Consider the following 22,273-nt stretch of genomic DNA (forward strand, 5'->3'; position numbering starts at 1 on the left):
GTTTTATATCAAAAATCGTCCTCGATTTGTAGGGCATAGCACAGATTGAGGGGCAAAAACGCATTTCGATGCGGCAACTGACTACAATTCATACAAGTCGCAACAGCCAACAACGATGCTGTAGCTCGAAGGAGTTTCACTGGTTTATGCACACCCAACATTTGTCTAATACGCGCTTTTCTTTGCAATCACCTATGGTGAAATGGATAAATACGATTTGTATCATCGCTTCAATTTGCATTGTCATGTTCTCATCCAACATTATTCATGCGCTGCTGTTAGTGAGTACACTGGCGGTGACTCTAATCACCTTCTATTTTTTGATTTTGAAAGGAAAAGTTAGCTACACCCTAACCGCTACCCATTTTCAGCAGCATCTCTTTAAAGGAGGTTGGGTCGTAAAATGGAACAATATCAGCCGCATTGGGGTGTGCAGTTATGAATCTCATGGTTGGCACCAACCTTTGCCTTGGATTGGGATCAAACTGAAGGATTATTCACCTTACCTTGAGAGTGTATGTCCCAGAATCGCTAGTGAGATCTTGCTCAGTCAGCGCGCGCTGCTCTACTTAGGAGCAAAACAACAGCGCAAAGAGACTCAATTTGAAGATTTGGTACTCGACAGCGCACCTTACACTGCGCCAAACGGTAATTACTATCATGGTCTTATGGCAATGTTAGCCAATCGGATGCGCTATCAACGGCAATTTTTTGATTATGATATTTTTATCTCAGCGCACGATTTGGATCGTGACGCCGAAGCGTTTGTGGGGTTGATTCGGCGCTACCTCGCGGCGGCCGAACCAGACTAAGACATAGTTTCATGGGCGCAGAAGGAACACTCTGAGCCTAATCAAGATCAATACAGGGGCATTTCATCTGCGACATAAGGGTTATTGGCACGTTCACGACCAAAAGTCGATTGCGGACCATGGCCGGGCACAAACGTCACATCGTTGCCAAGTGGCCATAGCTTAGTTTTGATCGAGTGAATAAGGGTATTGAAATCACCTTGCGGGAAATCCGTACGGCCGATACTACCGTTAAACAATACATCACCAACAAACGCCAATTTCGCTTGCTGGCTAAACAGCACTACGTGGCCGGGCGTGTGGCCGGGCGTGTGTAATACTTGTAGAGTTTGAAGGCCAAACTTCACTTCATCACCGTCATTAAGCCATTGGGTAGGTTCAAAGGCTTCCGTCAGTGGAAAACCAAACATTTGGCTTTGACCTTCGAGGCCTTGTAGCCAGAAGTTGTCCGCTTTGTGTGGTCCAATAATATCGACGCCGCCCAACTGCTGCGCCAGCGGTTCGGTTCCACCGACATGATCTAAATGGCCATGAGTAAGAACCAAACTGACCACTTTTACCCCGAGTTCATTGATCAACATCACGAGCTGTTTCACATCACCGCCGGGGTCAACCACGATCCCTTCCATGGTGTCATCACACCAAACGATAGAGCAGTTTTGAGAGAAGGAAGTGACGGGCACCACTTGATACTTTAACGACATACTAAAACCTTGTTCGAATTCGCAGTTGGCCGAACTATGACATTGACACTTTCATTTGACAAGTCACGAACAGCCTTATGACCAATGACGTACAGGCCCAGTATCAATGTGTACAAAATCACTGCTAGGATAATAACCAACACCGCCAGCGCCCAATTCGATCGCCGCTTCGCGTACTTGACTCAACTGAACACCATCTAATCGAAAATCAATTGCTTGGCCTAGCATATGGAAACTTTTCTTAGCCACCCCCGAGGAGTGAGTGCGCAACCTTTCATTGGTGGCAGGAGATCGATAACCGGAGATGATTTGTACTTCCGCTTGCGTGCCAAGTAGAGATTGAATTTTCGATATTTGGTCAAATAGATTTTTGTCCATTGGATGGACTTCGTTGCGGCGGAAATCACGGCAAATATGGTTGAGCCGATCAAGCTCAGATCGGACATAACGAACACCGTTGAAATAACAGGTTTCAAGTGTTTCACCGGTGTGTAAATTATTCATCGAAAGTATGCGAGAGGTTTCAGGGTACGATGCCAATACTATCTGGGGGGCACACGCCGCTAAAACGACACCACTACCAGCCAATTTTATAAAATGACGACGAGAAACTAACAAGGTTGGATACCTTCACAACTGAATTTATTTTCAACAAGCCCGGACACTACCGGACTCCATTGTGAAGATCAAATGCATAAATTGTGCTCGAAATGCTCAAGAGAGAGCAACTGCATCGTTACTCTTTGAACATAAAAGAGATCTTTATTAAGTGATTTTTTGGTAAATTGAGAGACGCAGCCCTGCTTACTTAGGTGACCACTGTTCTAGCGGTATCCATTCACCCATTACTGGTGCTGAATGCATCATAACGATAGATATCATCTCGGTAGTGCAGTTCTCCACCTTCATACCAAACGGTTTGATAGATGATGTGTACGGGGATGCGCTGCTTTAATGGGATCGTGCCATTCACAGGCCCCTCTTTACCCGTTAATTTATCACCATCAATACCTTGGGTTTCTAATATCATCGAAGCAAACTTGTCGGCATTTTGTACTCGAATACAACCCGAACTAAAGGCTCGCGACGTATTATTGAATAGGTATTTACTCGGCGTATCATGTAGGTAAATCGCTCTACGATTGGGCGTATTAAATTTATACAGACCTAACGCATTATCTTGCCCCGCTTGCTGACGCATTCGGTAGGGAAAAGAGGCAGGATTCACCGCCGACCAGTTGATGTTGCTTGGGTCAATTTGATCGTTCGAACGCCAGCTCGAAACAATATCAATGTTGTGTTGACGCAAATAGTTTTGATCTTTTTTTACCATCGGCAGAATATCTTCTACCATAATTTTGTATGGCACATTCCACGTCGGGTTAAGGATCAAAGAATCCAATTTGGTGCTCATGAGTGGCGTTTTACGTGAAACTCGGCCCACCACCACTTTAGACTGAAAGACTTCTTTACCTAAATACCAGTAACGCATATCAAAACTGGGAACGTTGACTACGATCTGTGTCTCTTTTGATTCTGGCCACAAACGAGTTCGCTCTGCATTTAATGCCAACATGGACAGACGTGCCTGCAAAGACAAATTTAACCACTTTAAGGTCTCGGGGCCAATCATGCCGTCAGCTTTTAAACCGTGCATCGCTTGAAACTCTTTCACAGGTTTGACCAAGCTGTTGTCATACCAAGTTACGTCGTCACGCACTGTGCTAACATCGATATTAACTAATGATAAGCGAGCAATAAGCACATTACGTTGTGAGAGCTTATCGCCGGGTTTTTTTAACCCTTTTTGGGTGTACAACAAGAGCGCTGCATTTTCAGTACTGAGCAGAAAATCATAGGCGTGTAGCAGTTGATCATAAGCCGCGTTGTTCGGCGCATAGCCATTGAGCAGATCGCCAATACTGTTAACTTCTACCGCAACATGAAGGGCGAACAAGGCTTCTTGGCTTGGCGGAGCAATGGCAGAGTTGAGCTTACTTTCAAAGAACCAAGCCATACCCACTTTGGGCGCTTGCTCAGCATAACTCAAATACAAAAGTAAGGTATCGGTCGCCAGCAGATCGTATTCGTTGAACGCTTGCTGCTTCCGATACGCTTTCATTTGCGCTAACTGGCGTGAAAATAAAGGGCTAAACCCCGCTCGGCGAATCACTTCCAATTGATGTTCAAATTGACGAACAATCTGCTCATCTTGCCAAATGCGCCGATTCTCATTCTCTTGGTAAATTCGTTCGACTAAATGTGGATATTGGATGAAAGATTGCAGAGATACGCTCTCTTTCGAGAGCAACAAAGGTTGTACTTTCTCAGCAGAGTGGAGAGAAAAGCTATGAAAAATTAATAATAAAGCTAATAAAATGCTTTTGCTCATTCTGAACTATCCAACAACCTTGATTCACATTTCAGTATGGCAAAAGAAACGGCTATCTGCTAAACGTTGTTGTCGATATCAACAATAACTTCATAAACTCTCATGCAATGAGAATCATCATTAAACAAATTTAGTTCGCTTACTCAGCTTTTTTGGCGAGAGTAATCAATGGCAGACCAGTGATTGTCCCATTGGACATTACTACGCGTGCGTATTTCAGGTTGAGGATAGGGTGAACTAATGACCAAGCCAGCTCCTGAACTGACTTGGAACTTCTGATCTTGCACTACCACGCCAGAAGCATCCGGCAAAGAGGCCAACTCAACCAGTTGCAGTGTCTCTTTTGACCAAATACCGTAACAGTTACCTCGTGGAGAAGTCGCTAAAATCCATTGGTCGGTCGCCGCAATACTGGCAATGTAATGGTTGAATCTTGCCCATTGTTCAGGCTCTGCCAAGAGCGGAATGAGTTCGCCACCTTGGTGATGTAGCGCTACCAAAGGTGGATACTCTTCCGGCTGACCTCGGTATTGTTGGCCGCACAGCACAGTATCTGCACCATCATGAGCAAGATGGCGGATGCTCAAATGGTGGTCGTTCAATATCCGTTGCTCAAGCACTTCTCCTTGATGAGAAAGGTAGGATAAGCTTGGCATCATGCTCTCTACGTTGAGTGGCTCGCGGCCGAAGGTATGCACCCCACCCACCCCAATCGCAAGCCTGCCATCTGGCATCACTATGACTTCGTGAGGACCAATGCCAAACCCACTGAACTCAGCCACTTTTTGGTAACTGTGCTGCACATCATACACACCAATAATGCCGCGACTTGTCGCTTTCTCGCCTTCAGTTGCATAAAGCCACGCACCATCATTTGAGTAAACGCCGTGCCCATAAAAATGTCGCGTGGGTTGCGCCAGTTGCAATTTGATGAGTTCTCCATTTCGATAGTTAAACACCAACAAAAACTCGCCGGGACGACGGGCAAAAGCGACCGCATACGTCAAGGTAGGATGGATAGCAACACCGTGTCCCCTTGCAGGCAAAGGTAATTGGTGAATCGCTTGACCTTGGGCGTCGGCCACAACAGCGCGAAACTGCGAGCCTTTATGAATAGCGCAACCAATCAAAGCCGGTTGTGGGTCGTCACGACGAGTAGTGGCGCACCCCAGCGGCAGCAGGGGAGCTGATGCGCTCAATAACGCCGCTTTCAGTAGCGTACGCCTTGTTAGATCAGTCACCATCGGTTGCATTAAATCCTATCACTACACCTAGCTCTACCGCGACTTCATCATGCAGTAAATAATTGAGTTGTTCGAACTTGTTATAGAGCGCAAGCACCTCACGGTAGCCTGCTTTCGTTTGCAATAAATCAAATAAGCTGGCTGTTTGCGGCCACGTTTCCAACATCAAGGATAAATGTGCTTTTACGCGTTCGGCCATGGCGACTTGATCTCTTTCCCGCAACATCTGATCTAAACCATCTTTTGCTAAATAGAGTGCTTGCATCGCTTGCACATTCTTTTGCAGGTTATTCAAAGAGACTTTGGCGCGCCACGATTCTGAAAAATAAGGGCGTGGCTGGCCGATATTGGCTAAGGGGCGGCTCAGTTTTTTCATGCTGTAATCAAGCTGGTTGGAGAGCAGCGCAATGTATTCGGCTTGCCAAGCGCTCAGATCCAGCATCACCCATGGATTCTGTTGCCATTGCTCAGCAATCAAATGAGATTTCGTCGCCAAATTCGCGCTGATCGCTTGTCCAATCATACAGCCCGTTTCTAATTGCTGGTTTTTCAGAAGCGGCGATTGAGGGTCATAGAGTAACCATTCCAATGCGCCAATCCCCTGCACTGTGACACTCTGGTTTGCAATCTGCTGCTCACTCCAGTGCTTGCCACTGCTCGCTAACAGGCTCATTTTTCGCCCGGTAGTGTCTTTTTTATCTGGCCAAAATTGTACGTTCCAACTTTGCTCGAGTGCTTTAGCTGGCCCTCTCTCTTGCCCTTGTAAAAACATCCACGCCCCAATAGTTTGCTGCCACTGTTCTTTCAGCAAGGGCAATGCAACATCGCCCGGCTGACATTGCTGATCAAATAATTGAGCAAGCTGGTGCGATTGTTGAGCAAAACGCTGCGCCGCAGCAAATTCAACTTCATAAACACCTTGGCTAACATGATTGTTTTTTTGCGGCTCAAGCGCCGATTTCGGCGTGGGTTGGCAAGCCGAAAGTACGCTGGTAACCGCTATCGAAAATAACAGAGGGAATTTCATGCTCGCACCCTATAAAGAATTAAGAAAAGCGATCAACGCGTTACGTTCGCTGGCATTGAATTGACGTACTTTCTCTTTGGCACCTTGCGCCTCACCGCCGTGCCAAAGTACCGCTTCCATGAGATTACGCGCTCGGCCATCATGTAAAAAATAAGTATGGCCGCTCACCTCTTGCGTATAGCCGATCCCCCACAAAGGCGGGGTACGCCACTCTTGTCCATTAGCTAAAGCTTCTGGACGATTATCGGCTAACCCTTCGCCCATATCATGCAGTAGTAAATCACTGTAAGGATGGATTTCTTGCTCTGACAAGGCTGGGCGATCCGTTCTTTTTACCGTTTTAAGGTTAGTACGGTGGCAACTCTCACAGCCAACTTGTTTGAACAATGATTGACCCAGCTTCACTTGTGGATCGTCGACATTGCGACGCACTGGAACGGCTAAATGCTGAGAATAGAATTCGACAAAATCAAGAATGTTGTCACTGACCTCAGGGTCACCGCCGTTAGGTAAGGTTTGACAGAGTGTTTGCTTCTCGGTGCAGTTTTCTTTTGGGAATAAACGGCTGGTCAATCCTAAATCGCCGTTAAACGCTGCGGCATTCTGTTGCATTAAACTAGGCTGTCCGGCTTTCCAACCAAAACGCCCGATGGCAAAATCTTTTTTTTCTACATCCCAAACACGGTTCACTTTGCCAGAGATACCATCGCCATCACTATCTTCAGGGTCTGCCATTGCTAATAAGCTGGCATCCGCGATGCTTTCAAGCAGGCCAAGGCCAATCATTGGCGGAGCGACACGCGCCGAAAACTGAGTGTCAGGATGCATATCGCCATAACCAAGTTCAGTAATTTTTAAATTGGGTTTGCGTAACATCACTTGGTGGCCATCCGTAAAAGCAACCGCAATCTCTTGATAAGTAATGTGGATTTGCCCTTCTGCTTTTTGATCGGGCAGAGCAAAATCTTGTAACTGTCCACCATAAACGGGTTCGGGGATCCCCCCTTCTTTGGCGTAGATCGCTTTTTGTTCATCCGTCACCGCTGGAATACTCAGGCGAACCAACATCGAAACGGCATGCGTGTCATTTTTTTCTGGCGGATGGCCGCGACCATCTTTGATGTGACAATTTTGGCAACCATTGGTATTAAAAAGCGGCCCTAAACCATCTCTTGCATCGGTGGATGATGGCGCTGGCACCCAAGGGTTACGAAAGAAACTGTTTCCCACGCTAAAATCGAGCCGTTTGCTCATGGGCAAATTGGCCGCAGGAAGCGAGTAAGCATTCGGCCCAGCTTTGGTTGTACTGGTTTTGCCACCCGACTTCACCTCATCGGCATAAACGGGGTGGGCAAACAAGGTTAGGAGCGCGACGGTAAAAAACGATCTCATTGGGCTTTTCTCAACATCTTTATTCAGTGTAAACGTGGAAAAGGGCTCATCTGAGCCCTTGGATCTTTCATCTTATTATTAGAATTCGTGGTCTGCAGTATCTGGATTAAGGTTATCAATCCCAATCACTGAAGCGGTACGTTCTATCGAAGCGGTTTGAGCCACTAAAGCCATAATGGCTCCATTGACTATCGCGTTGCCTTGAGGATTGTTAGCCGCGATCAATTGATCGAAATGCTGATTATCTTTTTCAGCCGACGTGACTAATTTACCGACTTCAGCGCGCGCACTGTCAAACTGCTTTTGAATCTCTTGGGCTGCTTGTGCATCCTTTTGTGCTACTAAATCATTCAGGCTTGGGCCTGTTAGTACCTTTCCGTCTTGACGCTGGTACGAACCCGTATAAAGGTTGTAAATACCTTGTTCATTATAGTAATGAGAGTTATGGGTATTATCCGAGAAACAATCGTGCTCATCTTCAGTCGAGTTTGCTTCTAGCGCCACTTTCATACGCTCGCCCGCTAATTCGCCCAGTGATAAAGACCCCATACCAAATAACATCTTACGCAAACCATTGTCTGCTGATTCCGCAAGCAATTCGTGACGGTAATTGGCTTTTTCATCCGCAGACCACTGTTTTTCCATCCATGCCAAATCTTGCACGAGCAGTTGAGCAGCCGCTTTTAAGTATTGGGCACGGCGATCACAATGGTTATTGGTGCATTCGCTACCCACGACAAAATCTGTGTAAGCACGAGTACCAGCTCCCGCATTGGTGCCATTTAAATCTTGGCCCCACAGTAGAAACTCAATGGCATGATAACCTGAAGCGACGTTAGCTTCAGAGCCACCAATTTCGTTTAAGCTGGCAATCAGCTCTGGTGTGATAGTCGAGACATCAATCGTTGTCGCACCAATTTTCAGCGTTTGGTTGGCAATGATGTTAGCGCTGGCGCCTTCATTGCCCAGTTCATATTGGTAATCAGTAGCGACGTAGTCAATCAGCCCTTCATCAAGAGGCCAAGCATTGAGTTGCCCTTCCCAATCGTCAACAACGGCATTGCCAAAACGGAAGACTTCGGACTGCTGGTAAGGCACTCGCGATGCTAACCACGCTTGTTTCACCTCTTCCAATTTAGCCGCCGAGGGAGTCATCAAGAACTGATCAATTGATTTTTCTAATGATTGAGCGGTCGTCAGCGAATCTGCAAACACGGCATGGGCAATATTGGCATAATGTTCGACCACCTGCTCCTTAGTGACGGTAGCGGCAAATGACGCACTACTTGCGATGGCAAGTGAGGCAGCAATTGACTGAATAAGAAGCGTGTTAACTTTCATGGGAGCATCCTTGTTGAGGCGATTTGAGCGTTATCTTATGGTAGTGCTAATTATTATCATTTGCACTTTTAGTCGCCGATAATACAAATCATCCATTTTTTTGCAAGGTAAAAACGCCAAAAACCTCACCGAAATGAGGTTTTTGGCTGTCATCTATAAGTCTGGATTATAGTTTTAAGTTGTGTTTGCCATGGGAAACTTTGGCCTTGAGGTAATTTTCATTACCCGACTTAATATGTGCTGCGGTATTCACGACCTCTACAATTTCAATACCATGCTCCTTCAGCTCACGACTTTTTTTAGGGTTATTAGTGACTAAACGAATCTTGGTCACATTTAACGCTTTCAACATCTGCGCCGCTTCAGTGAAATCACGCAGGTCGTCACCAAAGCCAAGATGATTGTTGGCTTCATAGGTATTCATCCCCGCACTTTGTAAGCGATAGGCATCAATTTTGTTGTACAGACCAATGCCTCGACCTTCTTGACGCAAATAGAGGATAATGCCGCCAACTTCGCCCATTTTATTAATGGTTTCTTCTAATTGTTCACCACAATCACAGCGTGATGAGTGAAAAACATCGCCCGTTAAACACTCTGAATGCATACGGACTAAAGGAGTTTCCTGAGTAACATCAGCGGATTTAAAAATGACCGCAACATGTTCTTTGTCTGTTTTCAGTCCTCTAAAAGAGAGTATTTCGGCGTCAATATTGCTTTTTAGACCGACTTTGAAATCCACTCTGGCTCGTACTTCCGCCATATCTACACTCACTTGAATAATTGCTTGTTGCAATGCTGAATTGATTTGCATTCGAATTGACCCATTGATGACCTAACTATGGGGATAGATACTCCCCTTTTCAATAAAAAGATCACTTGCTGAGAAATGTTATAATATAACAATTTTCAGCAATCAAAAGAAAAAATCTCACCACTTCACGTTATCTTGTTCAGTTCAAAGACAAAACACGTTGATTATTAGACTATATTCCATAGTCAGGACTCACACTCAACATCCAAAATAAGGGAAAATCATGCTGATAGGTTTCGACATTGGCGGCACCAAAATTGAAATTTGCGTACTGGATAAATCAGGAAACACCCTCTTTAAACACCGAACCCCTACCCCACATGAGTACGAGCTTTTTCTAAGTACCTTATGTCAACTGGTTGCAATGGCCGAAAGCGAAACTCAAACTCACTGCCAAATCGGGATTGGACTTCCCGGAGCCATCAGCCCAGCGACAGGGCTTATCAAAAATGCCAATTGCACTTTTTTAAATGGTCGAGATTTAAAAGCCGATCTGTGCGCTCGCCTGCAACGCAATGTTGTTATTGCCAATGATGCCAATTGCTTTGCGCTGTCTGAAGCGGTCGATGGTGCCGCCAAAGATGGTAACGTAGTCTTTGGCGCGATTTTGGGCACAGGTTGCGGTGGCGGTATTGTGATCAACAAACAGGTATTGGTCGGTGCGAACGCCGTATGCGGTGAGTGGGGGCACAATCCGCTGCCAAGTTTTACCAGTGAACGTGATGGGCCTACTCGCCACTGTTATTGCGGACGCGATAACTGTATTGAACTCTTTATCTCCGGTTCTGGCTTAACAAAGAGTGCTCAGTTGATTGGTCAACAAGAGTGGAATGCAGCCGAAATTATCACTCGCTACCAGCAGCAAGACCCACAAGCAACAAAGCTTTATCAACAATTGATTGATCAAATGGCGCGTAGCTTTGCTTGCATCGTCAATGTGTTGGATCCTGATGTGATAGTGCTTGGCGGAGGATTATCAAACGTAGCATCGCTGTATGTTGATCTACCTCGGGCAACAGCGAACTACGTTTTTTCTGATAGTGCACAGATTGTGTTTACCCAAGCGAAATATGGTGACAGCAGCGGCATCCGTGGTGCAGCTTGGCTAGGTTTGAACTAGCAGAAAGTGATTAAAGTCACAACTTTAGTCATCGAAAAATTAAGTAAAGCAAGTGTTTTACATATCAACCAATTGATATTTAAACTATATATTCCTAATTCTGTTTACACTTCACTCCGCGCATAAATACAAATGATAGTAATTACCATTTAGATCCAATATCATTGCACACAGCTTAAATCTGTTATTGATGAATAAGGTAATAACTCAGATGTACACTAAAACACTACTATCAGCCTCCATATTGCTAGCGCTTTCCCCTGCAGCTCTCGCAGAAGAAGTTTCTCGATTCGATGAGGTCGTTGTTTCGGCAACGCGAACTTCTCAAACCATCGAAAATACCGCCGCTTCTGTTGCTGTCGTTTCGAGCAAAGACATTGAAGCCAATATGGCAAAAGATGTCGCCGCTATCTTTGAATATACCCCTGGAGTTTCAACCAATAGCTCATCTCGCCAAGGTGTACAGACCATCAATATTCGGGGCGTAGAAGGTAATCGAATCAAAATCATGGTCGATGGGGTCACACAAGGACAAGCATTCGACGGAGGTCCTTACTCTTTTGTCAATTCGAGCGCTATCAGTATCGATCCCGATATGGTAAAGAGTGTTGAAGTCATCAAAGGTGCGGCGTCAAGCCTTCACGGCAGTGATGCCATTGGTGGTGTCGTCGCCTTTGACACCAAAGATCCTCGTGATTTCCTAAAAGGAGACGCAACCACAGGCGGACAAGCAAAGCTTTCCTACTCTTCAGAAGATAAATCTTTCAGTGAACATATTGCCATTGCAAATAAAAGTGGCAATTTAGAGACCTTGGTCGCCTATACTCGCCGTGATGGACAAGAGCAACAAAATTTTGCCGATCGTAAAGAAAATTATTCGATAGAGAGTCAAGATAGTGCAAAAAATGACTTGCTACTTAAGCTCCAATATCAACTGAGCGATGCTCACCGTTTGGAGTTCTTTGGTGAAGCACTGCATAACAAAACAGATTCTGATATCGCTCATTCCAGTTACAAAAACTATCATGGTCAAGATACAACGAAACAGTATCGCCTTGGCATCAAACACATTTGGCTAGCTGACTCTGCCATCGCAGACACCATCACTAGCAGAGCATCTTGGCAAAGCAAAGAAGATAACGGCTTAACGCACCGTTTTCAGCCAGCATCGTCAGGAAGGCCTCCTTACACTCCAGCCAATGCGGACAACCAACAAACCAAAGATTACTTCTATAATGAAGATAAAATTGAATTAGAAACGCAACTGGATAAGTTAGTTACCTTAGGTCAAACCGAACATAACTTTATTTATGGTTTAAGTTTTGCCAGTAGCGATATTTCAAATACCAATACAGAACTCAACTCGGATCCTGCCACGCCAAATCAAGTTTTGGTTTATACACCGGATGCTACAGACCAAAAAATCGGCCTCTTTGTTCAAGATGAGATCACCCTTTTGAGCGGTAATTTGATTGTCACACCCGGCCTTCGTTATGATTCATTTAGCACCGATCCCGGTGGTAGCACCACAGAACCCCTCGTTAAATTTGACGATTCAGCACTCACTGGCCGTCTTGGCGCACTGTACCGCATCAATAATCAACATTCGGTATTTGCTCAAGTCAGCCAAGGCTTCCGTGCCCCTAACTTTACTGAGCTGTACTACACGTATGACAACATTGCTCACAATTATGTGAACGATCCAAACCCATACCTTAAGTCAGAAACAAGCTTGGCCTATGAATTGGGTTATCGTCACAATTCAAACGCCTCAGCAACCGAAATTTCTGCATTTTATAGCGATTATGATGATTTCATTGAACAAGTCATAACAAAGAAGGAGAACAAGATAGAGCACCGCTCTTATGTCAACTTAAGTGAAGCGACGATCAAAGGGATTGAATTATCAAATCAATTAAAATTGGATCAATTAATTGGAGCCCCGAATGGTATGTCAACACGCCTAGCGGCAAGTTATAGCAAAGGTGAAGATGGTAACGGACGTCCATTGAACAGCGTAAACCCATGGAATGTTGTCGCAGCACTAAATTATGATGATGACAGTACCACTTGGGGGACTAGCCTGAAGTTGAATTATACTGCTGCGAAATCAGCCGGTAATATCAACCGTGATAAGCTCAATGGCGGTAAAGAAAACCAAGTGGAACTGCCGAGTGCGACCATTGTCGATATCACCGCTTACTTTAAACCAATGCAAGATGTCACGATTACTGCGGGCATATTTAACTTAACCGACAAAGAGTACTACCGTTGGAGTGATATCCGCGGTAAAACAAGCTTAGATAACGACTACTCTCAAGCTGAGCGTAACTATGCTATTACCGCTAAATATGAGTTTTAGCGATTAAAAATCCAAAAATGCACTTCTTTATCAAAAGGAGTGCATTTTATATGCTTGCATTACTATTGTTTTGTGGGCTTCTCCTTCCATCGCATACAAGCTGTTCGATATTTCCATATACTCTTCAGGAAAATACTTTTTAAGGAGCGCTAGAATCGCCGCCATACTTTCCCTAGTTACCTTTCCAGTCACTAACTCTGGCGTAAAGTGTGTCTGAAATGCACTAATAAGGTACATCGATTCAGAGGGAGTGACTTTTTGATAGCCGTACCGATAAAGGGCCTTAATGAAGAGGTTTTGGTCAAGTTTTTGGTCCTCTAATCTACGGTACTCATTTAAATAATCCGCACTATCGTACCAAGCACCATAACCAGCCTGATTGAGATACTGCCAGGGAAAACGAGGTCCGGGATCTGATTTCCTCATAGGTGAAACATCTTGGTGGCCAACAATATCAACAGGGCCTATGTTGGGGTAAGTCGCGTAGATATTTTCAAGTACCTTGATGGTATTGATAATAAGACCGGGCGAGTAGTCTGGATAAGCACAGCTCTGTCTCGGAAAGACTCCATTAGTATTGTTAGGTTCAATACAATCAATTTCCTGAACAAGCTCTATACCGATAGAGGTATCATTCAGGGAATGCCTACCTCTCCAGAAAGAAATACCAGCATGATAGGTTCGACTACCAAGATCAGCCATTTGATAGATCTTTTCCTCGGTCACGACAAAATGAGCGCTAACCTGTGCATCTGAATCCATGAAACGATCTAGAGTTTTGGCTTCACTTTCTGCGGTAAAGTGGATAACCACCGTTCGAACTCTATCATTCCGGTTAGGAGTCTCCATCTGGATAAATGAGGAACAAGAGGCTGTTGTCAATAATAGCAATCCTATAACAGCAGGCCTTGCCCTTTCTAAAATGGATTTTTCCATAGGTTCAACACTTCTCCCGTGTTTGTGAAAAGCAAAGGGCTATTGCTCTTTCGTAAAGCTCAGCAAGTTTCTTTCATCAATAATTTATACCGAGTTCAGAGTACTGAATATCTATCGACATAGTACCAGTATCGCCTCTAGGCAGGAATAGATTATCCCGTCTTTGAGCCACCACCTTGTCAGCTTCTAGCCCTTCACCTCAGCTTGCACTCACCGGAGAAATTGAGTGACTCTCAACGTCAGCAGTAGGATCATGGTGAGCTACATTTGATAAATGTTAAGCATTAGAAATTTTCTTATGCCCTTCATCAAGGTGCACAAAATCAACCATGTCGTCACCAGACACTTGATAGGCTTGACCAAAGCCTTTCACATAAAGACCTTTTTCTACTTTCAATTGGAATAGTGCAAAGTCTTGTAGCTGGCTTAAACCATCAATGATCTCGCCAAAACGAGCTTGCATTTGGCCGATGACTTGCTGCCATAATGCCGTTTCACGTGGTACAACACTCGCAACGGCGTCAAACGTCAAACGTTGACGGGCAAAAATCTGTTTTGATGAACCTTCGTCTGCAATCATCATCAAGGAGACGTGCGGGTTCACTTCCAAGTTACGCGCATGACGAGCGATGTGCGAAATCAGCACAAAGTAACCTTCTTGGTTTTGTACAAATGGCGCGTAGCTGACATTCGGACGGCCTTCCGCGTCCACCGTAGCCAATTGCAATGTACGACGTTCTTGACGAAACTCTTGGATTTCAGGCTCCAATCGTCCTTGTAATCGCTCTTGTTTGATCTGCTGATCCATGACTTTCTCCTCGGCCCTTTCGCATTGCGTTCAGGGCTTATTGTTATATCAATATTATTGGTTTGAATGAACGTCTTGTTGTAGTGCTTTAAAACGTGCGACTTGGTCTGCAATCAGTTCGCGCTTTTCATCTCGGCCTAGATAAATTTTAAAAATGTTATCGCCTTGCTCACTAAAGAAACCAAAGTAATGACTTTCACGTCCCATAAAAGGCTTGCTGACTAAAGCTACGTGTTGGATAGATTCCAGCTTTAAATGACCGTGTAACTCGCCCTCTTTACCCATCAAGTTATAATAGCCACGAGCCAACTTCCCTTTTGGAAAAGGCGCTTTCACTTCAAATATAGAGCCAAAAGAGTGGACAATCGTTGTGACCATTCCCCAATCCGCTAGTGATTCCAACAGCGATTGAGCTTGAGCCCCATCAACAATCGCAACCATCTCTTCAGGCAATGCCTGCACCACTTCAAATTCAGTCACATTCAACTCTTGCGCCATCGCTGCCGGCAATAAGGTCGGTTGTTGCTCTAATAAAGAGGCCACTTTCTGTTCAAGTAAATCCATATTCATTTCCAGTTCGTTCTTCGCTTTAAATCGCCTTACGCTGGCTCAGTACATCACATTAATCGCCACTAAAAACCCGATCCAGTAAGTAAAGTTATGGCAAAGGTGAATTAATTCAGATTGTTTATGATTAATTGTGGTTGATAGAAAACCCTGTGCTAACAAGGCGTTTCTAACCCATCTTTTCAAATTCATAAAATCATAATTTGATGCAAATGATAATGCAATTGATAATTGATCTTATTTAATTGATGGGTGATAATCCTCTCTCTAAACGCTTTGTTTTTATATGGAGTACAACGTGAATTTCACTAGATATCTTGTCGCTGGCAGCCTATCTCTCGCAATTCACGCGGCGATTTTGTTTGTTGATGACGAATCAAAAGTGTTTGCCATGCCTGCGGGAAATCAATCCACCTCAGTGTCGATTAACTTTGTGGCTCAACCTCAAGCTCAGGTAGTACAAGAGCAAGCAACAAAAACCCCACCTCCAGAAAAGAGAGCCAACAAGCCCAAACCAGCAAAAAAAGAGCCGCAAAAGGTGGTGCAGCAAAAGAGCCTGTCCAAACCTGTAGTAGACAAACCAGCACCTAAAATACCGACAAAATCAGCACAAGTGCAAACTCCTGTAAAGGAAGTCGTGACATCCTCTGTAGAGAATGAAAATAGCACTGAATCGACACCGAAAACCGCCGCCGCCCCAAGCAGCAGCGGCGCAACTAATCAACCGAAATTAGTCGATGCGCCGTCTTTTGTTACTCGCCCAGCCCCTCCTGTTTATCCAAGGCTTGCACAAAAACGAGGAATTGAAGGCGTTGCGATGTATGAGGTTTGGTTAGACGAAAACGGCCGCCAAATCAAACAGGTGCTGCTCTCTTCGTCGGGCACGGCACTGCTGGATGAATCGGCTCTTAATGCCATCAAACAGTGGACATTCTCTCCTCAAGTGGTGAACGGTGAAAAAATAGCCCACCGAGTGCAAATCCCAGTACGTTTTAAATTGGAAGGATAATGGAACTACTTACTCAACTAGAACAACAACTTGGCCTGATGGCCTGGCCTCTTTTTGTCTGCTCAGCACTTGGGACTATGATCATTACTGAACGGCTTTTCCAAGTACTGCTTAGCCTTGGTGTCGGAAAAGGTGCGATCGGTAGTGCGCTCAACCAAATATCACCGACCAATACAGCGCAAATTGAGGCGTTAGCCAGTGAATTCTCAAGCAAGCGCCCATTGCTTTATAAAGGGGTTGCCATGCTGCTTGCTCATCACGATTTCGCCAAAGGATTACGTGAAGATGCGGCGGGCATTTGGTTGCAAGAAAAGCGTCATCAACTGCATTCTGGACTGCGCATTTTATCTTTGATTGGTGTGATCAGCCCACTGCTAGGCTTACTTGGCACTGTGTTAGGTTTAATTGAAATGTTCAAGGGGGTCGCGCTCTCTTCTGGCAATATTACGCCAAACGACCTTGCGGATGGCCTAGGGATTGCGATGCGAACCACGGCTGCAGGTTTGCTGATCGCGCTTCCCGCAATTACCGGCGCTCAGCTGCTTGGTGTATGGGCTGACAGAGTGATGGCAAAACTTGAGCACACACTCAATTATGTCAACTTATGGCTCGAAGGTGTTTCTTTACAACATGATTGCACCACTAAACAAGAGCGTGTAGCTAAGTATGAAGATGTCTCTGACAATGATGTGGTTAATGCATCATGATTAAGACACCGCACTCTCACTCATCCGCATTAATGCCAGATTTAACGCCATTGTTGGATATCATTTTTATTGTCATGGTGTTTTTACTGCTTACAGCTGCGGTTAAATTTGAGTCATTAGACGTTTCACTGCCAACAACCGACTCACCCACCGTGAGTGAAGTGAACAAGCAGTCAATCACAGTGAATCTTCTGGCGCACGAACCTTACTGGGCTATCGATGGCAAACAGTATATCGATTGGAATAACTTCACATTGGCGTTGTTAGAACAAAGCAAAACCAGTGATCGCCCTATCGTGATTGGCGCAGACAAAACCGCTGAAGTGCAGCAGTTGGTTAAATTGCTGGCGTTCTTGCAAGACAATGGCATCGCTGCCACTCAGTTATTAACCGATCATCCCCAATAGCCTGTTCATACGCGCTTTTAAAAACCGTATGATTTTCATGAGTACAACACGATGACACACAACTCTCTTTCTCATTGGCTTGTTGCCATAACGCTCTTCATCTTCTCACCTTGGCTCTGCGCGCAAGAACGAATTATCAGTGCGGGCAGCGCGGTGACTGAAATCCTCGTTGCGTTAGGCGCACAAAATAAACTTGTTGCAGTCGATGTCACCAGTGAAATTCCAAACGATCTTGCTCTCCCAAAAATCGGTTATCATCGCCAATTATCCGCAGAAGGATTATTAGCCTTAGCACCAACACAATTGATTGGTTCTAGTGAAATGGGGCCAGAAAGCACATTGCAACAGCTTAAAGGCGCTGGCGTTAACGTCGAGGTGGTGAACGATGAATCCACACCACATGGGTTGTTGGCACGCATTGACCAAATCGCGACGCTCGCTGATGCAAAGCCTCAAGCTAAAGCGCTCAAACAGCAAGTTCAAAGCACAATAGCGGCGTTAACCCATCATCAATCTACCCATAAGACACCGAAAAAAGTGCTATTTCTCCTTATCCACGAAGGAAGAGCAGCCAACGTGGCTGGCAGTGACACCACACCAAACAGCATTATTGAGTTGGCTGGCGCGGTTAACCCCGCCGCTGAACAAGTGACGTCTTATAAACCACTGTCGATGGAAGCGATAATCGAGATGCAACCGGACGTGATTTTAGTCAGTGGCCGCAGTTATGAAAAACTCGGAGGAGCCGACGCCATTTTGCAATCCATACCGACATTAGTGGCAACTCCGGCTGGGATAAATAAGCAGATCATCACCATCGATGGCCACGCTCTCGTCGGCGGGTTAGGCCTTAAAAGCTTGGCTGAAGCGCAACGTCTAAACGCATTGCTCTATCCTTAAGGGGCCTATTTTGTTACGTCATCTCTCAAGAAATGTGGTGAATGCAACACTACTACTGTTGGTGGTTTTGGTTAGCCTTTATTCGATTACGGTTGGCCCAATGAATATCAGCTTCAGCGACAGCATAAAAAGTCTCGTGCTGCACTCCAATGACATTGCCGCGCACATCAATTTAGTCATCCACGAGATCCGCTTTCCGCGTACCCTGCTCTGCTTATTGGTTGGAGCAATTTTGGCGCTGTGCGGGACGGTGATGCAAGGCCTGTTTCGTAATCCATTAGCTGAGCCCGGCATTATCGGTGTTTCGGCAGGTTCAGCCCTCGGAGCCGCTCTTGCGATTGTGCTATTCGCCAATTTAGCGCTGTTTTCCAACCCGTGGATGAGTGCTGCGGTGGTACCTATTTTTGCCTTTTTAGGCGGTGCATTGACTACTTTGTTGGTTTACCGATTAGGCACCAGTAAATTTGGCACTTCCGTCACCATCATGCTACTCGCAGGCGTCGCCATCAGCGCGCTATCGGGGGCGGGTATTGGCTATTTGAATTATGTTGCAGACGATCAAATGCTACGCGATCTCTCATTGTGGTCTATGGGATCACTGGCGGGTGCAAACTGGCAAAATATTCTCTTGTGCGCTGTGACCTTACTGCTGCTGCTCGTCTGTTTCTCCCGTCAAGCGATGGCGCTCAACGCACTATTACTTGGCGAGTCTGAAGCGCGTCATCTAGGCATTTCTGTGCAACGGCTTAAACGTTCAATGATTTTACTCAGCGCACTCGGCGTTGGAGTGACCGTCAGCGCGGTGGGCATGATTGGTTTTATCGGGTTGGTCATCCCTCATCTAGGCCGGATGCTGGTTGGCCCCGATCACCGTAGTTTGATCCCCATTTCGGCTTTACTTGGTGCACTCTTACTCACTGTCGCCGATATGTTTGCCCGTATAGCAGTGGCACCTGCGGAGCTGCCTGTCGGGATTGTGACTGCGCTGGTGGGTGCACCTTTCTTCCTTTATCTTCTGTTTCAACAAAAAGGCAAAGTATTTTGAGTACAACGGCAGCGATCCAAGCCAGTAATATATCGGTTAAATTTGGCCATCGAACCATTTTGGATAAGATTGATATTGAGATTTTTTCAGGTCAAGTCACGGCATTACTTGGCCCCAATGGTGCTGGAAAAAGTACCTTGTTGAAAATACTCAGCGGTGAAATCTCATCAACAGGCAAAATGGCTTACTTCGGTGTTCCGCAAGCACTGTGGCAACCGAATGAGTTAGCAAAGCACTTGGCCATTCTTCCGCAGCAAAGTACGTTGAGCTTTCCTTTTATCGCTCAAGAAGTGGTGGAATTAGGCGCACTGCCATTAAATTTAAGCCATCAACAAGTCAGTGAAGTGGCGCTACACTACATGCAACAAACCGATATCAGCGATAGAGCGAACAATCTCTACCCGGCTTTATCGGGTGGTGAAAAACAACGTTTACATCTGGCGCGGGTATTAACTCAACTTCACCACTCCGGTGACAAAAAAATCCTGATGCTGGATGAACCAACGTCAGCGTTAGATCTGGCTCACCAGCACAATACACTGCGCATTGCACGTTCATTAGCACGCCAAGAGCAATGCGCTGTTGTCGTTGTGCTGCACGATCTCAACCTTGCAGCTCAATATGCAGATCGAATGGTGATGCTGCACAATGGCAAACTGGTTTGTGATGCGCCACCTTGGGAAGCGCTCAATGCAGAAAGAATTGAGCAGGTGTATGGCTACTCGTCACTTGTCGCCGCGCATCCAACCATGGATTTTCCTATGGTCTACCCCATCTAATATTGTCCTTAATAATTGTCCGTATTTGTGGGCGCATCCCTTCGCTATAATGCGCCCCTATTCTTTATCTCGTTTTTTAAAAGGTACCCCATGAGTCAGTACGTCGTCTGTGCACTCTATAAGTTTGTTGAACTCAATCACTACCAAGAGCTGCAAGCACCGCTTCTTGAACTAATGGAGGAAAACCAAATTCGTGGCACGCTATTATTAGCCAGTGAAGGAATTAACGGCACCGTGGCATCAACACGTAAAGGGATAGATGCGCTACTAGCTTGGCTTGATGCTGAACCGAATTTGAAAGGCACGGTTTACAAAGAATCACAAGCCTCAGAGCAGCCATTTAACCGTACCAAAGTGAAGCTAAAAAAAGAGATTGTCACTATGGGCGTTGAAGGCATCGACCCTCGTCACGTTGTGGGCACTTACGTGAAACCAGAAAACTGGAATGCGCTAATTTCAGACCCTGATGTGCTGGTTGTCGATACCCGTAATGATTATGAAATCCAAATTGGCACCTTCAAAAATGCGCTTAACCCACACACTGAAACCTTTCGTGAGTTTCCTGATTATGTGAAGAAGAACCTCGCACCAGAGAAACACAAAAAAGTCGCGATGTTTTGTACTGGCGGGATTCGCTGTGAAAAATCCACGGCTTATTTAAAAGAGCAAGGGTTCGATGAGGTGTACCATCTCGAAGGTGGCATTTTGAAATACTTAGAAGAAGTGCCGCAAGAAGAGAGCTTATGGCAAGGTGACTGCTATGTGTTTGATGGCCGAGTGGCGGTAGGGCACGCTTTAAAAGAGAGCCACTACCATGTATGTAACGCTTGCCGTTTGCCGATTACCGATGAAGACAAACAGAGCGAACACTATGAGCAAGGCGTCAGTTGTCCATCTTGTTTCGGTACTCACTCTGCGGAGCAATTGGCACGTTTCCGTGAGCGAGAAAAACAAGTTCAGCTCGCAAAACAGCGTGGCGAAGCACACATTGGCGGCGATACCGCATCACTGATCGAGCAAAAGCGTGCGCAAAAATTAGCACGTAAAGCTGAGCAGCGCGGCTCGAAGCGCTAATATTTACCCCAATGCTTACTTCAAAGGATTCAAATCCTATTGGAATAGAAAAAGGCCGCAGCGTTAAAACTGCGGCCTTTTTTTAAAAAAATCACTGAATACCGTATTTCGCTAAAATGGCATCAAATGTTCCGTCAGCTTTAATCGTGGCTAACCCTTTGTTATACGCATCAATATATTTCTGCGCATTAGGGTTCGCTTTACCTGAGGTAACATGTAAAGGATTTTTAGACAACGATGCAGTGGTAAACTGAAAATCACTGCTATTTAAGCCCGCCTCTTTCATGGTCGATAACGCGACCAACTTATCTTCAAGGGTAAGATCGATTCGTTTGGCTTGCAATTTCTTCAAGTTAGTCGTGAGATCATTAGCATCCGGCTTGTTGAAATTAGTGGCGGATAAAAAATCATCCCCATAACCGTAACCCCTAACGATGCCCACATTCTTACCACTTAAACTATTTAAATCTGAAAATTCAAATCCATCACCTGCTCTTTTTATAAAGCTCAGTTCATTTTCTAGGTAAGTATCACTATAAACCAAGTAGCCTGTTCGCTCTTGCGTATACCAAGTAGCTGGAAGCAAGTCGATACGTCCTTTAGTCACCTCATCTAATGCTCGTGACCAAGGCATGATTTGGAAATTGACGTCATAGCCCTGTGTTTTCATCGCCGCAACAGCGATGTCTACCGATAGCCCCGGCATACTTTTGTCCGGTGAAATAAAAGGTGGCCATGGATCTTGTGCAGCCGTGATTGTCGCGGCAAAGCTACTCGGTAAAACCATCATCACACTGAAAATAAAGATCATCAGACGCTTCATACTTTCTTCT

The 22,273-nt window shown here is 45.4% G+C and carries 22 protein-coding genes; 10 read left to right on the forward strand and 12 right to left on the reverse strand.

Going from position 1 to position 22,273, the window contains the following annotated elements:
- Positions 1-146: 146 nt before the first annotated feature.
- On the forward strand, positions 147-812 hold the full coding sequence (locus CCZ37_RS07000; protein ID WP_094500124.1) for a DUF2982 domain-containing protein: 666 nt from the start codon (positions 147-149) through the stop codon (positions 810-812).
- Positions 813-859: 47 nt separating this feature from the next.
- On the opposite strand, the gene CCZ37_RS07005 is transcribed toward CCZ37_RS07000, so the two are convergent.
- From CCZ37_RS07005 to CCZ37_RS07040, 8 genes are all read right to left on the reverse strand, one after another.
- Positions 860-1,516 carry an MBL fold metallo-hydrolase gene (locus CCZ37_RS07005; protein WP_010320728.1) on the reverse strand — a complete coding sequence of 219 codons (657 nt, stop codon included), beginning with the start codon at positions 1,514-1,516 and terminating at the stop codon, positions 860-862.
- Between the two features lie 75 nt (positions 1,517-1,591).
- Positions 1,592-2,134 carry a peptidoglycan L,D-endopeptidase MepK gene (mepK, locus tag CCZ37_RS07010; RefSeq protein WP_094144418.1) on the reverse strand — a complete coding sequence of 181 codons (543 nt, stop codon included), beginning with the start codon at positions 2,132-2,134 and terminating at the stop codon, positions 1,592-1,594.
- 220 nt (positions 2,135-2,354) lie between these two features.
- Entirely contained in the window at positions 2,355-3,908 is a 1,554-nt protein-coding gene (locus tag CCZ37_RS07015) for a L,D-transpeptidase family protein (protein ID WP_094500125.1), read from the reverse strand.
- A 143-nt stretch (positions 3,909-4,051) separates the two neighbouring features.
- Complete coding sequence (locus tag CCZ37_RS07020) at positions 4,052-5,161, reverse strand: DUF1513 domain-containing protein (protein WP_094500126.1); 1,110 nt, start codon at positions 5,159-5,161, stop codon at positions 4,052-4,054.
- The gene (locus CCZ37_RS07025; RefSeq protein WP_094500127.1) at positions 5,142-6,179 is read right to left on the reverse strand and encodes an imelysin family protein; all 1,038 of its coding nucleotides are present in this window, start codon (positions 6,177-6,179) and stop codon (positions 5,142-5,144) included. Before CCZ37_RS07025 ends, CCZ37_RS07020 begins: the two co-directional genes overlap by 20 nt.
- 9 nt (positions 6,180-6,188) lie before the next feature.
- Positions 6,189-7,571, reverse strand: a complete 1,383-nt coding sequence (locus tag CCZ37_RS07030) for a di-heme oxidoreductase family protein (RefSeq protein ID WP_094500128.1) — start codon at positions 7,569-7,571, stop codon at positions 6,189-6,191.
- A gap of 78 nt (positions 7,572-7,649) precedes the next feature.
- Positions 7,650-8,912 (reverse strand): imelysin family protein, encoded by a 1,263-nt coding sequence (locus tag CCZ37_RS07035; RefSeq protein ID WP_094500129.1) that lies wholly within the window; start codon positions 8,910-8,912, stop codon positions 7,650-7,652.
- Between the two features lie 166 nt (positions 8,913-9,078).
- On the reverse strand, positions 9,079-9,726 hold the full coding sequence (locus tag CCZ37_RS07040; protein WP_013856740.1) for a GTP cyclohydrolase II: 648 nt from the start codon (positions 9,724-9,726) through the stop codon (positions 9,079-9,081).
- Between the two features lie 223 nt (positions 9,727-9,949).
- Between CCZ37_RS07040 and CCZ37_RS07045 the strand changes: the two genes are divergently transcribed.
- Both CCZ37_RS07045 and CCZ37_RS07050 read left to right on the forward strand, forming a co-directional pair.
- A complete protein-coding gene (locus CCZ37_RS07045) occupies positions 9,950-10,846 on the forward strand; it encodes an ROK family protein (protein WP_047691821.1) in 897 nt (298 codons plus the stop codon).
- Positions 10,847-11,057: 211 nt separating this feature from the next.
- Entirely contained in the window at positions 11,058-13,208 is a 2,151-nt protein-coding gene (locus CCZ37_RS07050) for a TonB-dependent hemoglobin/transferrin/lactoferrin family receptor (RefSeq protein WP_094500130.1), read from the forward strand.
- 30 nt (positions 13,209-13,238) lie between these two features.
- On the opposite strand, the gene CCZ37_RS07055 is transcribed toward CCZ37_RS07050, so the two are convergent.
- The 3 genes from CCZ37_RS07055 to hutX all read right to left on the reverse strand — a co-directional run bounded on the left by CCZ37_RS07055 (position 13,239) and on the right by hutX (position 15,516).
- The gene (locus CCZ37_RS07055) at positions 13,239-14,144 is read right to left on the reverse strand and encodes an N-acetylmuramoyl-L-alanine amidase (protein WP_094500131.1); all 906 of its coding nucleotides are present in this window, start codon (positions 14,142-14,144) and stop codon (positions 13,239-13,241) included.
- A gap of 277 nt (positions 14,145-14,421) precedes the next feature.
- Complete coding sequence (gene hutZ, locus CCZ37_RS07060) at positions 14,422-14,952, reverse strand: heme utilization protein HutZ (protein WP_017044790.1); 531 nt, start codon at positions 14,950-14,952, stop codon at positions 14,422-14,424.
- A 54-nt stretch (positions 14,953-15,006) separates the two neighbouring features.
- A complete protein-coding gene (hutX, locus tag CCZ37_RS07065; protein WP_026027544.1) occupies positions 15,007-15,516 on the reverse strand; it encodes a heme utilization cystosolic carrier protein HutX in 510 nt (169 codons plus the stop codon).
- A gap of 301 nt (positions 15,517-15,817) precedes the next feature.
- On the opposite strand from hutX, the gene CCZ37_RS07070 reads away from it, so the two are divergent.
- The 7 genes from CCZ37_RS07070 (at position 15,818) to trhO (ending at position 21,440) form a co-directional block, all read left to right on the forward strand.
- Entirely contained in the window at positions 15,818-16,528 is a 711-nt protein-coding gene (locus CCZ37_RS07070) for an energy transducer TonB (RefSeq protein WP_167372395.1), read from the forward strand.
- Positions 16,528-17,235: a MotA/TolQ/ExbB proton channel family protein gene (locus CCZ37_RS07075; protein WP_094500132.1), complete on the forward strand. Its 708-nt coding sequence runs from the start codon at positions 16,528-16,530 to the stop codon at positions 17,233-17,235. Before CCZ37_RS07070 ends, CCZ37_RS07075 begins: the two co-directional genes overlap by 1 nt.
- Positions 17,232-17,642, forward strand: coding sequence for an ExbD/TolR family protein (locus CCZ37_RS07080; RefSeq protein ID WP_094500133.1), 411 nt, complete (start codon positions 17,232-17,234; stop codon positions 17,640-17,642). Before CCZ37_RS07075 ends, CCZ37_RS07080 begins: the two co-directional genes overlap by 4 nt.
- A gap of 51 nt (positions 17,643-17,693) precedes the next feature.
- On the forward strand, positions 17,694-18,542 hold the full coding sequence (locus CCZ37_RS07085) for a heme/hemin ABC transporter substrate-binding protein (protein WP_094500134.1): 849 nt from the start codon (positions 17,694-17,696) through the stop codon (positions 18,540-18,542).
- A gap of 10 nt (positions 18,543-18,552) precedes the next feature.
- On the forward strand, positions 18,553-19,587 hold the full coding sequence (locus CCZ37_RS07090; protein ID WP_094500135.1) for a FecCD family ABC transporter permease: 1,035 nt from the start codon (positions 18,553-18,555) through the stop codon (positions 19,585-19,587).
- Complete coding sequence (locus CCZ37_RS07095; protein WP_010319753.1) at positions 19,584-20,366, forward strand: heme ABC transporter ATP-binding protein; 783 nt, start codon at positions 19,584-19,586, stop codon at positions 20,364-20,366. The genes CCZ37_RS07090 and CCZ37_RS07095 overlap by 4 nt, the downstream gene beginning before the upstream one ends.
- Positions 20,367-20,456: 90 nt before the next feature.
- On the forward strand, positions 20,457-21,440 hold the full coding sequence (gene trhO, locus CCZ37_RS07100) for an oxygen-dependent tRNA uridine(34) hydroxylase TrhO (RefSeq protein WP_010319754.1): 984 nt from the start codon (positions 20,457-20,459) through the stop codon (positions 21,438-21,440).
- 91 nt (positions 21,441-21,531) lie between these two features.
- Here the strand turns inward: trhO and CCZ37_RS07105 are convergent, their stop codons facing one another.
- Positions 21,532-22,263 carry a transporter substrate-binding domain-containing protein gene (locus CCZ37_RS07105; RefSeq protein ID WP_010319755.1) on the reverse strand — a complete coding sequence of 244 codons (732 nt, stop codon included), beginning with the start codon at positions 22,261-22,263 and terminating at the stop codon, positions 21,532-21,534.
- Positions 22,264-22,273: the final 10 nt, after the last annotated feature.

It is taken from the genome of Vibrio qinghaiensis (assembly GCF_002257545.1).
Classification (GTDB): domain Bacteria; phylum Pseudomonadota; class Gammaproteobacteria; order Enterobacterales; family Vibrionaceae; genus Vibrio; species Vibrio ordalii.

What these genes read in the sequence shown, in the direction of transcription:
- CCZ37_RS07000 (WP_094500124.1), top strand. Translation starts at nt 147, where the DNA reads ATGCACACCCAACATTTGTCTAATACGCGCTTTTCTTTGCAATCACCT.
- CCZ37_RS07005 (WP_010320728.1), bottom strand. Translation starts at nt 1,516, where the DNA reads ATGTCGTTAAAGTATCAAGTGGTGCCCGTCACTTCCTTCTCTCAAAAC.
- CCZ37_RS07015 (WP_094500125.1), bottom strand. Translation starts at nt 3,908, where the DNA reads ATGAGCAAAAGCATTTTATTAGCTTTATTATTAATTTTTCATAGCTTT.
- CCZ37_RS07020 (WP_094500126.1), bottom strand. Translation starts at nt 5,161, where the DNA reads ATGCAACCGATGGTGACTGATCTAACAAGGCGTACGCTACTGAAAGCG.
- CCZ37_RS07025 (WP_094500127.1), bottom strand. Translation starts at nt 6,179, where the DNA reads ATGAAATTCCCTCTGTTATTTTCGATAGCGGTTACCAGCGTACTTTCG.
- CCZ37_RS07030 (WP_094500128.1), bottom strand. Translation starts at nt 7,571, where the DNA reads ATGAGATCGTTTTTTACCGTCGCGCTCCTAACCTTGTTTGCCCACCCC.
- CCZ37_RS07035 (WP_094500129.1), bottom strand. Translation starts at nt 8,912, where the DNA reads ATGAAAGTTAACACGCTTCTTATTCAGTCAATTGCTGCCTCACTTGCC.
- CCZ37_RS07040 (WP_013856740.1), bottom strand. Translation starts at nt 9,726, where the DNA reads ATGCAAATCAATTCAGCATTGCAACAAGCAATTATTCAAGTGAGTGTA.
- CCZ37_RS07045 (WP_047691821.1), top strand. Translation starts at nt 9,950, where the DNA reads ATGCTGATAGGTTTCGACATTGGCGGCACCAAAATTGAAATTTGCGTA.
- CCZ37_RS07050 (WP_094500130.1), top strand. Translation starts at nt 11,058, where the DNA reads ATGTACACTAAAACACTACTATCAGCCTCCATATTGCTAGCGCTTTCC.
- CCZ37_RS07055 (WP_094500131.1), bottom strand. Translation starts at nt 14,144, where the DNA reads ATGGAAAAATCCATTTTAGAAAGGGCAAGGCCTGCTGTTATAGGATTG.
- hutZ (WP_017044790.1), bottom strand. Translation starts at nt 14,952, where the DNA reads ATGGATCAGCAGATCAAACAAGAGCGATTACAAGGACGATTGGAGCCT.
- hutX (WP_026027544.1), bottom strand. Translation starts at nt 15,516, where the DNA reads ATGGATTTACTTGAACAGAAAGTGGCCTCTTTATTAGAGCAACAACCG.
- CCZ37_RS07075 (WP_094500132.1), top strand. Translation starts at nt 16,528, where the DNA reads ATGGAACTACTTACTCAACTAGAACAACAACTTGGCCTGATGGCCTGG.
- CCZ37_RS07080 (WP_094500133.1), top strand. Translation starts at nt 17,232, where the DNA reads ATGATTAAGACACCGCACTCTCACTCATCCGCATTAATGCCAGATTTA.
- CCZ37_RS07085 (WP_094500134.1), top strand. Translation starts at nt 17,694, where the DNA reads ATGACACACAACTCTCTTTCTCATTGGCTTGTTGCCATAACGCTCTTC.
- trhO (WP_010319754.1), top strand. Translation starts at nt 20,457, where the DNA reads ATGAGTCAGTACGTCGTCTGTGCACTCTATAAGTTTGTTGAACTCAAT.
- CCZ37_RS07105 (WP_010319755.1), bottom strand. Translation starts at nt 22,263, where the DNA reads ATGAAGCGTCTGATGATCTTTATTTTCAGTGTGATGATGGTTTTACCG.